The organism is Psychrobacter glacincola (assembly GCF_965118485.1).
Lineage (GTDB): Bacteria > Pseudomonadota > Gammaproteobacteria > Pseudomonadales > Moraxellaceae > Psychrobacter > Psychrobacter glacincola_D.
This window is the reverse complement of sequence record NZ_CBCPJH010000011.1, coordinates 61,437-75,475: the sequence shown is the minus strand read 5'-3', so window position 1 is coordinate 75,475 and position 14,039 is coordinate 61,437. Positions and strand designations below refer to the sequence as shown.

Below are 14,039 nucleotides of genomic sequence, written 5' to 3'. Positions count from 1 at the left end.
TACTGAACGCAGCCTATATCGTATGATGGCTGACGACGCTGAGAACTATGTCTTACTTTCTTAATGTCTTGAGGGCAAACCGATAAATAGAGAATTCAAAAATGGTCAATTAGGATTAATATTAGTTATAAATCATTATAAAGCTGCATTACTTGCGCCGCGATAGAGATAGCGACTGCCATTGGCTCTTTTCCGCCAGTATTAAGTCCGATTGGCATGGTCAATTTATCGACGATTTGCTCATTATAGTCACGCTGCAGCAGGCGATCTCTGAAACGCTTGGCTTTGGTGGCTGAACTGATACAACCGAGATAAGGTAATGAAGTTAATGTGCTACTGTTATCAGAGCCAATTTTTACATAAGCATCAAGCGAGGCACGTACCAAATCAAAATCGAGGCTGTGGTCATGAGTCATCACTAGGATAAAATACTGAGTACCCTTTTTCATTGAAGCATTTACTGATGCGCTTCTCATACTATTAGCGACAAACGGTTGGATAAAATCAACCGGATCTTCATCAATATGTGGGCGAATATGTGCCGGTAACTGATAAGCTGCTTGCTGAGCAGTCGCGACAGACTCTGGCGTTAGATAACGCTGAAACATTTCAGGACGGCTATCTACCCAATCGACCTGACAAGGTAGCTCAGCAAGTATGGTCATTAATGCCGCGGCAACGTGTCCGCCACCAAAGACCAGCAATGACATAGGCGGTATCACGTTAAAGCATTCAAACATGACGGTAACACTACCACCGCAACATTGAGCCAATTTGGCACCCAATGGATAATGCTTGGTATAGACTGCATCGCGGCGTACGGCTTGTGCCTTTTCAGACTTGCCTTTTTTTAATGGTTGCGGGCTTCTAGCGTCAGTGGCATTAATTTCGCCATTGAGCAGTTGCCGCGCTGTTATCGTCACGTCATGTTCGAGGCTACCGCCGCCCAAGGTATCGCAACGGTCATCAAGGGTGACAATCATTTTAGATTGCAGCTCTCGGGGTGCCGAGCCATTCACAGCAACGACAGTCGCCAAAACATGCGCAATACCTTGATGCTGATACTGCGCAAGTCCGTCATACCATTTAGTTGGTGGCATCGGCGTGATAAGTGACTTATTCACTATGAGCCGGTCCACGAGCCGTCGAAACATTAGGGTTTTCTATAGCTTCAGGCTGCTCGTCAAATAATTGACCTTCAGACTCTGGTGGATTTACATCCTTACCATGAGGCACTTGCTGCGGCAACACTCGATCATCATCGATACCACAATCGTCATCATCTGGCGTTAAGCTCTGCACAGTTTTCGCTTCTGCTTTAGTAGCGATTTCCCATTCTTGACCTTGGAGACGCATGACTGCTTTTAGTACCGCCTCTGGCGTGGCAGGCATAGTCAAATCTGGATTTTTCTTATAATCACCTAAACTTGCCACTGCATTATTAATCGCACACCAAACACTGGCTGCTAGCATAAATGGCGGCTCACCAACGGCTTTGGAGTTATAAATAGTCTGCTCTTCGTTTTTGCGATCAAACAGTTTGACGCTCCATTGCTTAGGCAAATCATGCGCTGTCGGAATCTTATAATTGGCCGCGCTGTTAGAAGCTAAATTACCTTTTTTATCCCAAATCAATTCTTCAGCTGTTAGCCAGCCCATCCCTTGTACAAAAGCACCTTCGATTTGACCAATATCGATAGCAGGATTAATCGACTGCCCAACATCGTGCAAGATATCACAGCGCAATACTTTATATTCACCGGTTAAAATATCAACCTCAACTTCGGCACAAGCAGCACCTAAGGCAAAGTAAAAGAACGGGCGACCCCACGCTTTTGAGCGATCATAAAATATCTTGGGTGTTTTATAGTAACCAGTAGAAGACAGACTAATACGATGCTGATAAGCCAATAAAACAAAATCGGCAAAGGTAAGCACTTCTTTGTCGCCTATATGCACATGATTACATTCAAACTTGATATCTTCTGCAGCGACTTCGAAATGCTCAGCGGCAAACTCAACCAAGCGATTTTTAATCGTGATACAAGCATTTTGCGCCGCTTTACCATTCATATCGGTACCCGACGAGGCAGCCGTTGGCGAGGTATTTGGCACTTTATCCGTGCGAGTGGCAGTCGCTTTTACGGTATCTAAATCAACATCAAATTCATTAGCAACGATTTGGGCAATTTTAATATATAGCCCTTGACCCATCTCAGTGCCACCATGATTGACCTGAATGGTGCCATCAGTATAGATAAGTACCAAGGCTCCAGCCTGATTCAACGTCTGCACGGTAAATGAAATACCGAACTTCACAGGCGTTAGCGCAAGACCCAGACGCTTATCACTACCCTCAGCTTCAGCCTTTTTATTGGCTTCTGTAATTTGCTGACGACGCTTATCATACTCATTGTCGTCTGCTAGCGTCTGCATAATAGTAGCTAAGTCAAAATGCTCAATCGGCTGACCATAATGGGTACTTTGTCCGTTTTGATATAAATTTGCCAGTCGTACTTGTAAAGGGTCTTTGCCTAAAGTGTAGGCGATATGATCCATCATATATTCAGCAGTCAGCAGACCTTGCGGACCACCGAAACCTCGATAGGCAGTATTAGATACGGTATGAGTCTTGCAGCGGTGACCGGCTATCTGTGCAGCTGGATAATAATAGGCATTGTCACAGTGGAACATCGCCCGATCGACGATAGCATCAGACAAGTCTGGTGAATAACCACACAATCCTGACAGCTGCATATCAACGCCAAGTACCTGACCTTCATCATTGACACCGACATCATATCGATTAGAGAACTCATGACGCTTACCAGTTACGACCATGTCATCTTGACGATCTAAGCGCATACTTACTGGCACGTTTTGACGTTTGGCAACGATACCGCAAAGACACGCCCATGCAGCGGCTTGGGTTTCTTTACCACCAAAACCACCACCCATGCGGCGCACAACTGTCGTTACAGCATGAAAAGGCAAATCAACCACTTCGGCGACCAGCTGCTGCACTTCACTTGGATGCTGCGATGAGGTATAAACTTCAAGACCACCATCATCACAAGGGACGACATAAGACACCTGCCCTTCCAAATAAAAATGCTCTTGCCCAAGCATATGAATATGCCCTGCAACACGTGTCGGTGCAGCCTCAAGCTCAGCTTGAGCATCGCCGCGCTCCATAAAATGGCTGGGACGCACAAAATGCTGTTGTTTTAACGCATCCTCTACTGTGAGAATTGCTGGTAATGGCTCATACTCTACAACAGCGTTAAGCACGGCTTTTTTAGCTGCACGATGGCTGGTCGCAACCACAGCAAATAGCGTTTGGCCGACATACTCTGTAATCTCATCAACCATCAATGGATCGCCGTCAAACACCGCACCGATATCGGTTTTGGCTGGTAAGTCTTTAAAGGTGATGACGTCAATGACCCCATCTGCTGCTCGTACGGCACTCAAATCCATATTCAGTACGCGGGCGTGAGCATGCGCGCTTTTTCCAACCGCTAAATGCAGGGTACTTTCTGGCTTTAGCATGTCATCCACATAGGTGGCTGTGCCCATCACATGACTAATAGCACTATCATGTTTGGCTCCGGTACCGATTTTATTTTTAGGTGGACGTTCTCGGCGAATACTATAACTGTCAAATAATGAAGAATGATGGCTCATGATGGCTCTCTCTTATATTTTTTGCAAAACCTATAATGTCTGCTTATAGCGTTTTGACGGTATGGTGACAGCTATGTGGCAACTGCTCTTCAAGAGGCTATTTAAAAAGCTGCGTTGCAAAACCATAGCGCTCATCAATAATATTTTATGATAAATATCAGTATTTATAGCAAATATCGATGTCTGGCTATATCTACGTGAAAGCGGACTTAGATGTTAAAAGGCTCTATGCAACGTTAATAAACGTTAAGCACTCACCGTCTGTAAATCAGCAACTAATTGCTTACCACACTTAATAAGCAGACGCTGCATCACATGCATACGATACTCTCGGCTGGCTCTCACATCCGTCATTGGTGACACATCACTAGATAGCATCTGTGCCGCCTGCTCAAAGCTAGCAACCTCAACGGACTGTCCAATGAGCGCTTGCTGGCAACTTTCTGCCAATAACGGTATCGCCGCCATGCCACCAAGTCCAAATTTTGCATTTTGGATAGTGGTACCATCTGCTGACAAATCGATTCTTGCCGCCAACAAGCATGCTGAGATATCATCCTCGTAGCGCTTACTAATTTTATGAATATAGAGGTGCTGATGGTCTTGCATCAGCGGAACATGAAGGGACACCACGTAACTACCAGCACGTAGCTTGGTCTTTTTATAATCTAAAAAGAATTCAGATATAGGAATGATTTCATCAATGCAAGACGCTTGCTTTGAATCATCATCAACAGCCGCACAATGACGTATATGAATATGAGCATCTAATGCCAATAAAATTGGCGGTAAATCACCAATCGGTGAAGCGTTAGCGACATTACCACCGATGGTACCCATATTACGGATTTGCGGTGAAGCAATACGCTCAAATAAGTTGGCAAACTCAGGAAAATGCTGTTCAAGAACTGGCAGCATGCTCTTATAGCTCATGCCAGCGCCCAATACTAAAGACTGTACTGCAGAAGACGCTACTGCCGACTCTACTTGGTTATGCCCTCTTGACTGCGCATCAGCATTTTGACCTAAATCTTGTAGTGACCAAGACTTTAGCTCGTCAATCGCTGACAGTTGGACGATAACATCGTGATCAAACAAGTGTTGCGTCACACTCAAACCCAAGTCCGTACCACCTGCCCAAATCGTCGCTTTTGGATGAGCAGCGAGCACTTGATTGAGCTCAGCAATAGACTGTGGAATGAATAACTTACGTGACCCTTGAGTAAGCGCAGGCGCGATAGTGCCCGTTTCGCTTGAAACGGCTTGTCTGCTATTTGCCATCGCATCTGTCGCTAAACTTATGCTCAAGTCTTTGGCTATGGTTTGATTAGCATCACGTTGTCTACCAATCTCACTCATTGCTAAGCCAGCATCGATAATAGGACGATAGCCTGTACAACGGCAAAGATTGCCACCAATTGCAGCCACGATATCATCGTAGCTTAAGTCGTCCGTGATGGTTCCTTTTGCGACTTGCAGACGATGATTCTCATAGGTACTGGCCAGTGTCATCACAAATCCAGGCGTACAAAACCCGCACTGCGAGCCATGGCATTCGACCATTGCTTGCTGCGCTGGGTGCAATAAAGCACGATCTGGATGATTGGCAGGGTTGTCCGCGATATAAGCTGACGTCATTATATGATGACCATCCATCAATGACAGTAGAGTGATACAGGCGTTAAGGGTATAAAAGGGCAAATCAGAAGAATCTTCACCACTGCTAGGCAAGCGCTGTGCCATCACCGTACAAGCGCCGCAGTCGCCACTGCCGCAGCCTTCTTTGGTATCAGTCTGGCGTTCGTGCAAGCGTAAATACTCAAGCACCGTGGTATTCGGATTGAGGTCAGTTAATTGCTTATATTGACCGTTCAAATAAAAATGAATCATAGCAATGCTCAGCTGTCAAAATAAAAGGAAGATAAAAAACACTTTATCTTTAATCGAATAATAAAATTTTAACAATCAGTATCTTAAAGAATAGCCGCACACAAATGGGCTGTCCTTAAGTTAGTACTTAATTACCATGTTAATAAAATTTATACGATGATGATCATCATACCTACATCAATACTGATAGTTATAACTGTATTGAATAAGCTGACTGCCTATCTGACTACTGACTTGCTCAGGCTTAATCTGTTTGCGGTTTTAGCTCTTTGATTTACCAATGATTACGAGCATCTTCAGTAAAACCAAAAGCGTTAATGGGGGTTTGGGTATCGTCTTAACTACCCTATCGGAAAATCGAGGAGTATAAGCACCGTTAAAACATCCTGTTGTGGCTTAACTTACATCAACATTCCATGTCAAAGGGAGTTATCAGCCATTTAGTAAATAATTGCTGACTAAACAGTTAAACTCATATTATCACTATCTTTATTTAACTTACAACTCAAAAATTTGTCCTTTCGGTTGGAAAGCCAAAAAATTTATAACAATAGTCATTATTTACTAAAACGCTTAACTATCCTTGCTCCAATTTATTCATTAAATTTAAGAATAAAAAAAACGATCAGCAACTATTCACCAAAGTTCTGAGAATAATTGCTGACCGTCGTTTTTAGTATTAAAGCTATTTCTGCATTAACAACGATTTTTTTAACTATCTACAAAACCATTAAATACTCAGACTGCTATGTACCAAGCTCTAACAAGCTTGCGTTTCCGCCAATCGCCGTCGTATTAATCGTTTTTACACGCTCAGTGACGAAGCGGTATAGATAATCAGGCGTTAGCATCTCTGATAAGCCGTCCATATCTGTGACACTAATAACTTGCGTTAACATACCATCGGTCTTTGCAAGCTCTTGACTGACAGCCTGCACTTCTTGTCGATTACCAGAGACAGCTACTTGCGCGAGACGATCGATATATAAAAGCGTGACGGTTTGCGAGTCATTTGCCACACTCAGTACATCATCACTGATGCCAGCCTCATACAGAATTTTTGCCGATTCAATACACATCTCATCTTGGCTTGGGCAATGCAATATCACCTCATTACCCGTTAGTAATGCTGCTAGCAATTGCCCGAGTACTGCGATTGCACGAGCAGATTCGCCGCCGATGACCATAGTTTTACCGCGACCTGTTACATATAGGTGATTGGACTCGCCCGTCGCGCCAGTCATACGGTGCTCTTCATCTAGCATGGGTGCGGCGCTCAATAAATGATTGAACAGGCGCTTTGCTTTATTGGCATCACCGGTCAGCAATGCCAGTCTTGGTGCAGCTTCTTGTAGATAAGTAGCGCGATTCACCGCACCGAGTAAACTCCAGGTTTCACAAACTTGGCCATGATTTTTTTTGAATTCAGTCGCCATAGTGCTACTCCTTATACGGTTGTTGTTTGAGTGATGGTGTTGATGCTAGTGTCTATCGCAGCTGCTTGCTTATTAGCTAACTGCTCAGTCGTTAATGTCATGAGACGCGCAACATAGTGCGGACCACCGGCTTTCGGACCAGTGCCTGATAGACCACAGCCACCGAACGGTTGTACGTTGACCACTGCACCAATTTGGTTGCGGTTGATATAAGTATTACCGACAAAGGCACGGCGCTCAATATGCTCTACGGTGTTTTCGATACGACTATGAATCCCCAAAGTCAGACCAAAACCTGTGGCATTGATGGCATCAATCAGTTTATTCAAATCACGTGCTTCATAACGCAGAACATGCAGAATAGGACCAAAATGCTCGCCGCCAATTACATCGATACTTTTTACTTCAATCGCCGTTGGCAATACAAACGTTGCTTGATCTTGACTGACTTCTGAGCTATCACTCATCGGTGTCTGCGCCAAAATCGTAGCCGTTGGCTCAGCGCGCATGCGTTCGATATGCGCTTCAAGTCCACGCTTGGCATCGACATCAATCACAGGACCGACATCTGTGGTCGCATATAGTGGATTACCAACGATTAGTTCAGCCATATTGCCTTGTAGTAGCTCAATCAAATCATCGGCCATCTCTTCTTGCACACACAATATACGAGATGCTGAACAGCGCTGACCTGCTGAGCCAAAGGCAGATAATACTGCATCTCTAACCACTTGCTCAGGCAATGCTGTCGAATCAACAATCATGGCATTCTGTCCGCCAGTCTCGGCGATAAACACAGGCAGCTCGCCACTGACTTGGGCATGAGCGTTTAAGCTTTGGTTGATGCGCTGTGCCGTTTGGGTAGAGCCAGTAAATATCACGCCTGCGATATTATCAGCGGCCGTTAGTGCACTGCCAACATCGCCCGCACCAATCACAAGTTGTAACGCTTCTACTGGCACGCCAGCTTGATACATCAGCTGCACAGCAAAATGCGCAATCAAACTGGTTTGCTCAGCAGGTTTTGCCACCACCGTATTACCTGCAGCTAGAGCAGCAACTACCTGACCGGTATAAATAGCCAATGGAAAGTTCCAAGGACTGATACAAATAAAGGTGCCACGAGCCTTATACACTTGACGTGATGGCTTGCCTGACAAATCGGTAAACTCGTAAGTCACATCGTTCAAACGCTCGGCTTCATCCGCATAAAAACGGCAAAAATCTACCGCTTCTTTGATTTCATCAATGCTATCTTGTAAGGTTTTACCGGCTTCCACTTGACACAATGCCATCAGCTCTGCATAGTTTTCTTCATACAAGTCTGCTATTTTACGCAGTATTGCTGCACGCTTAGTAGCGGCAACCGCTTGCCACTCGCTTTGTCCGGCGATTGCTGCAGCGATTGCTTGTTGTGCGATATCTGCATTAGCATAAACGACTTCACCGGCGATAACTTCATGGTTCCAAGGCGCACGTACGGCTTGTTTATCAAGCTGATGAGTATCGCCGTCTAACTTATTATTACCATGGACTGAGCTACCATTAATAACAGAAGTCGCTGACCACGTTTTATGCACATGCTTGTCGATAGCGGCTTTCAGCGGGAGCCACTGCGACTCTACAAAGATGTTGGGACCGAAGCTGGCTTGGCGCGCGCCATAAATAGCTAACGGTAATGGAATATCGGGATTGTGTAGCGTTGCATTGGTCAATAGTTTGTCGTATGGATGCACCGTTAGCTTGTCAATTGGATAAGACTTGTCTAATAACTGATGGACAAATGAGCTATTGGCACCGTTCTCAAGCAATCGACGTACTAGATACGGTAGCAAGTCTTTGTGGGCACCAACTGGTGCATAGATACGTACAGGGATTTGATACGCTTGCAAAATATGGTCATATAATGCATCGCCCATACCATGCAGACGCTGAAATTCAAAATCTCTATGCGCACTCATGGTCATGATTGACGCTAGCGTATGTGCGTTATGAGTCGCAAACTGTGGCCAGATAAGACCGCGCAGATGCTCTGACAATAAGAAACGCGCGCAAGCAAGATATGCCGTATCCGTGCCTTCTTTACGTGTCCAAACCGGATAGCCTGATAGACCTTTTTGCTGAGCAAGCTTGATTTCTGTATCCCAATACGCGCCTTTTACCAGACGTACCGGAATACGATCGCCAACCTCAGTCGCCAAGCGCGCCATCCATACCAAAATAGCAATCGCACGTTTCGAGTAACCTTGTACCACTAAGCCTAAACCATCCCAATCCGCCGTCAAATTGTCACGGTATAAAGACTCAAATAGTTTTAGCGATATCTCAAGACGGTCGGCTTCTTCGGCATCAATACTAATATCAACATTGACCTCACGAGCGGCTTCAATCAACAATAAGCAACGTTGGCGCAATAGCCCCATGACTTGCGCCTCTTGAGTCGCTTCATAGCGTGGGTGCAATGCCGATAATTTGATAGATACTGACGGCTTAGGCATGCCCTCTTTAACTTTGATACTTGCCGTGGCTTTAATGGCATGCAAGTAATCGTTGAAGTACTTTTCAGCATCTTTATGAGTAATAGCGGCTTCACCCAGCATATCAAACGAATAGGTATAGCCTTTATTGCGATACGGTTGGCTATTTTTATTAGCGCCCTCAATCGTCTCGCCAAGTACAAATTGATGTCCCATGATACGCATGGCTTTTTGCATCGCACTTCGAATAACAGGCTCGCCCATCTTCTTCGTCATACGATCCAAAAACCCAGATGCCGTCGTACCACTATCGATACTGACGACACGCCCCGTCATCATCATGCCCCACGTTGAGGCATTAACCATAAAACCATTATCGTTTTTTAGATGTTTTTTCCAGTCAGCCACGCTCATTTTGTCATGAATCAGCGCATCAGCCGTGTAATTATCCGGCACTCGAATCAAGGCTTCTGCCAAGCTCATCAGCAAGATACCTTCTTGGGTATCAAGGCTATACTCAAGCAATAATGAATCGACCATCTTGACCGCTTTACCATCATTGCGTACGTGCTCAACCAACTGCCTTGTCTGCGTGGCAGCCGCTTCACGTTCTGCATCGCTAGGCTTAGCAAGTGGCAACAACTGCGTCAACCAGCGCTCTTCATCCACGCTATACAAAGGCGATATACGCGTATGCAGCTCTGTTGACGACTGAGTCATATAGTCTGGTGACAATAAATCGATAGGATTAAATAAAATTGGCTCTTGCGGGGTAAATTGCTCTACTGGGTTCATAACAACTCCATAACTATCGTTTAAAATCCATCATGAATGATGCGTTGCGACGTTTTATTGCCTTTTATTATTAAAAACCATTGTCAGATGAACCAAGCAAACGACTGTATTTAAAAAACAAGAAAATCCAGCATCAGCTGGAAAAAAATCAAGTAAATCGTTTGTTATATGAAACGGACTACGTTAACAATATAAAGGCAACAACATAAAACTAAGCAGCATTAGTGCCTTCTTCTTGTTAGTAGTGAAAAGAGAGTGATTGCAATGTCAAATAACAACATGCAATGCTAATTCACTGATAAGAAAAACCTCTACGGCGTTGATTGAGGTGATGCGCTTAATATCCGCATGGTAGCATGAAAAAAAATATCAAACTAACAATATTACGTATTTACACCAATCATAATAGTGTTAAAAAACAAATAGTTATTGAATGCAATTTAAATGTGACGCTTTGGTTATAATTCATAACTTGCTACTCATTATGAATTGCTCTATGAATCAAACAGTTGCGATGCTAACGAAAAATTGTGGTGATATTTAGCATAAAAAACCCTTCTTATCATAGGATGACAAGAAGGGTTTAAAATTTATCGCTTTATTAATATCAGCTTCGCCTAAAATCCTGCATCAGCTGATATAAGACACTAGATAAAGACAATCTTAGCCAGTAAGACTGCCGTCAATAACCAAACAGGAATGCTGACATCAGAGAATTTACCAGCTACTACCTTGATGGCAGTAAAGGTGATAAAGCCAAGCGCAATACCGTCAGCAACAGAATAGCTCAAAGGCGTAAATAACAATACCACTACGACTGGCGCCGCTTCTGTTAAATCATTCCATTTGACGTCTTTTAATGTTTCCATCATCAGTACAGCGACATAAAAGATAGCGCCTGCTGTCGCATATCCTGGAATCATACCAGCAAGTGGTGAAAAGAATAAGCTGAGTAAAAATAACACGCCAACGGTCACTGCCATCAGTCCAGTACGACCACCTGCAGCAATACCTGATACACTTTCAACATAACTGGTCGTTGATGACGTACCAAGTAACGTACCTGCCACAGTCGCCGTCGAATCTGCTAACAGCGCTTTACCCATATTCGGGATTTTACCATCTTTACCAATCAAACCTGCTTGAGTGGTGGTTGCAATCAACGTGCCTGCGGTATCAAACAAATCAACGAATAAGAAGGCAAAGATAACACTAATCATGCCAACATCAAATGCACCAGCAATATCAAGCTGCATTAGCGTTGGGGCGATAGGTGGCGGCGCTGAGATAATACCGGTGAACTGCGTATTACCCGTGATAAGGCTAATGAGCGCTACCAACAAAATACCAATGGTAACCGCACCTGGTACTTTTTTATGTGACAAACCAACGATGACGATAAAGCCAAGGGCTGCCATTGCTGGGGCAAACGTGGTCATATCACCAAGCCCTACTAGCGTCGCATCATTATTGACGATAACGCCTGCCGTTTGTAGCGAGATAAAGGCCAAAAATGCGCCAATACCAGCAACAACGCCTTGTTTAATACTATCCGGAATAGAGTTAATAATGACTTCACGGATTTTAAATAAACTTAACAGGATAAAGATACAACCGGACAAAAATACCGCGCCAAGCGCCGTTTGCCAAGCGTAGCCCATCCCTAAAACCACACCATAAGTAAAGAAGGCGTTGAGCCCCATACCAGGCGCTAGTGCCACTGGCAGGCGGGCATAAATGCCCATAATAAAACAACCAATCGCCGCGGCAAGACAGGTGGCTACGAATACCGCGCCTTTATCCATACCTGCATCAGCAAGTACGTTAGGGTTTACAAATATAATATAAGCCATCGTCAAAAACGTGGTTATACCAGCTAAAATCTCTGTTTTGATCGTGGTGTTTTGACCATCGATGCCAAAATATCGTTCAATTGCGTTCATAGGAGTCGCTTCCAAATTGCAGTAAGTAAATTATCATTATCATTATCAAATGGTACTGATAACTGTCGCTTCCAAATTGCGACGGTAAATGCCGCTTTTAACTCAAACATAAAAAAGATACACCCAAATTGCGACGATAAATGACGCTTCCAAATTGCGACTGTAAATGACGCCTACATAACTACGGTTGGAGATGATGCTTTTAGTCCTTTAGCCACACATGATTTGCCAAAAATAAAACCACCACGAAAGATTATAGCAACAAACCATAATATTTTATTGAAATCAATACATAATTTCAACGGATGAAATGATCTTGTAAGTACAAGAACAAAAATTAGTTGACGATATGGACAATATTATAAAATCCAAACGCTGTCATCATTTATTTAAAAAAACTTCATTCCAATAGGTAATTCACACATTATTAATGATATTTGCCGAGATTAGCAGTACACTAGGGGGTTGATATGAATGCGCCAGCTAGATTGGTTATTATTAATTGTCCATGAGTCTTTTACATGCCTGAATCCTTAAATATTATCGACCTTATTACTCAAGCGAGCCTATTGGTTCAGATCGTGATGGCTCTGTTGTTATTAGCATCTTTACTCAGTTGGGTGATTATTTTTCGCATGAGCGCGCGCCTTGGCACTGCTCGAAACTTCGACCAACAGTTTGAGACATGGTTCTGGTCAGGTGAAGATTTGGCAAAATTGTACCAAGGTATTCAGGGCTCACCTGAGCGCCAAGGGCTTGAGCAAATTTTTTATGTTGGCTTCTCTGAATATTTAAGAATGCATAAAAAACGCCAACCAAAGGATGACATCATTGATGGCGTTGAGCGTAAGTTAAGGGTTGGTTTAGGTCGTCAGCAGCTGCTTTTAGAATCTGGACTGACGACGCTTGCCAGCATTGGTTCCGTTGCGCCCTACGTCGGTCTATTCGGCACCGTCTGGGGCATTATGAATGCCTTTTTGGGTCTATCACAAAATGAGCAAGCGACTTTAGCCGCTGTGGCACCGGGTATCGCAGAAGCCTTGATTGCCACTGCTATGGGTTTGTTTGCTGCTATTCCTGCGGTATTGGCTTATAACCATTTTACTGCCAAATCTAGTCGTTTATATGATTCACGCGCCTTATTCTGTGATGAGATGACTGGTATGCTGCAGCGCGAAACCAGTAATGAAAGTCCGCTACCTAGCACTCAAGTAAGCCAAGCCAATCTAAGCACTCAGGTGGCAGGTCTATGAAACAAAGTCCCTATCGCCGTGAGAAAAAAGCGCTGAATGCGGAGATGAACGTTGTTCCTTATATTGATGTGATGCTGGTACTGCTAGTGATATTTATGGTAACCGCACCGATGCTGATTACTGGTGTCGAGGTTGACTTACCAAAAGAGCAAACCAATACCATGAGTCAAAGTCAACTACCAGTGATTGTATCTCTGACCGGTAATGGCGAGATTTTTATCAGTTACGATAGCAATGTTGACTTACCGGTTAGTGAGCCTGAGCTGATTGATACGCTCGCTACCTTGCAAAATCAAAGCAGTGATGCCGGTGCGCAGCCAGTACAAGTAATGATTAATGCCGATCAAAACAATCAATATGGCGCTATCATGACCTTGATGGCAACCTTGCAGCAAGCAGGTATCCAAAAGGTTGGGCTATTAACCGGCGCGCCCTTGCCTACACCGACACTATAGTCGTTACGGTAATGTTAAAAGCTGCCTGTTTGGTATATTGAGCCAGAGCGAAACCGGTAAGCAAATAAAGCAGATAAGCGAATAAAGCTTGTTTTTTAGTATC

The 14,039-nt window shown here is 44.0% G+C and carries 8 protein-coding genes; 2 read left to right on the top strand and 6 right to left on the bottom strand.

The annotated features are described in order from the left end of the window. Positions 1 to 125: 125 nt before the first annotated feature. The 6 genes from xdhC to ACMHKH_RS05985 all read right to left on the bottom strand — a co-directional run bounded on the left by xdhC (position 126) and on the right by ACMHKH_RS05985 (position 12,228). Positions 126 to 1,124: a xanthine dehydrogenase accessory protein XdhC gene (xdhC, locus tag ACMHKH_RS06010; protein ID WP_413519736.1), complete on the bottom strand. Its 999-nt coding sequence runs from the start codon at positions 1,122 to 1,124 to the stop codon at positions 126 to 128. Then, positions 1,117 to 3,687: a xanthine dehydrogenase molybdopterin binding subunit gene (gene xdhB / locus ACMHKH_RS06005; protein ID WP_413519735.1), complete on the bottom strand. Its 2,571-nt coding sequence runs from the start codon at positions 3,685 to 3,687 to the stop codon at positions 1,117 to 1,119. Before xdhB ends, xdhC begins: the two co-directional genes overlap by 8 nt. A 246-nt stretch (positions 3,688 to 3,933) precedes the next feature. Beyond that, positions 3,934 to 5,577, bottom strand: coding sequence for a xanthine dehydrogenase small subunit (locus tag ACMHKH_RS06000; RefSeq protein ID WP_413519734.1), 1,644 nt, complete (start codon positions 5,575 to 5,577; stop codon positions 3,934 to 3,936). 746 nt (positions 5,578 to 6,323) lie between these two features. Further along, positions 6,324 to 7,013: a 1-pyrroline-5-carboxylate dehydrogenase gene (locus ACMHKH_RS05995; protein ID WP_413519733.1), complete on the bottom strand. Its 690-nt coding sequence runs from the start codon at positions 7,011 to 7,013 to the stop codon at positions 6,324 to 6,326. Between the two features lie 11 nt (positions 7,014 to 7,024). Continuing rightward, positions 7,025 to 10,285, bottom strand: coding sequence for a bifunctional proline dehydrogenase/L-glutamate gamma-semialdehyde dehydrogenase PutA (gene putA, locus ACMHKH_RS05990; RefSeq protein ID WP_413519732.1), 3,261 nt, complete (start codon positions 10,283 to 10,285; stop codon positions 7,025 to 7,027). Between the two features lie 647 nt (positions 10,286 to 10,932). Next, positions 10,933 to 12,228 (bottom strand): NCS2 family permease, encoded by a 1,296-nt coding sequence (locus ACMHKH_RS05985; protein ID WP_413519731.1) that lies wholly within the window; start codon positions 12,226 to 12,228, stop codon positions 10,933 to 10,935. A gap of 521 nt (positions 12,229 to 12,749) precedes the next feature. Between ACMHKH_RS05985 and tolQ the strand changes: the two genes are divergently transcribed. Next, positions 12,750 to 13,481, top strand: coding sequence for a protein TolQ (tolQ, locus tag ACMHKH_RS05980; RefSeq protein ID WP_413519730.1), 732 nt, complete (start codon positions 12,750 to 12,752; stop codon positions 13,479 to 13,481). Then, positions 13,478 to 13,936: a protein TolR gene (gene tolR, locus ACMHKH_RS05975; protein ID WP_413519729.1), complete on the top strand. Its 459-nt coding sequence runs from the start codon at positions 13,478 to 13,480 to the stop codon at positions 13,934 to 13,936. Before tolQ ends, tolR begins: the two co-directional genes overlap by 4 nt. Positions 13,937 to 14,039: the final 103 nt, after the last annotated feature.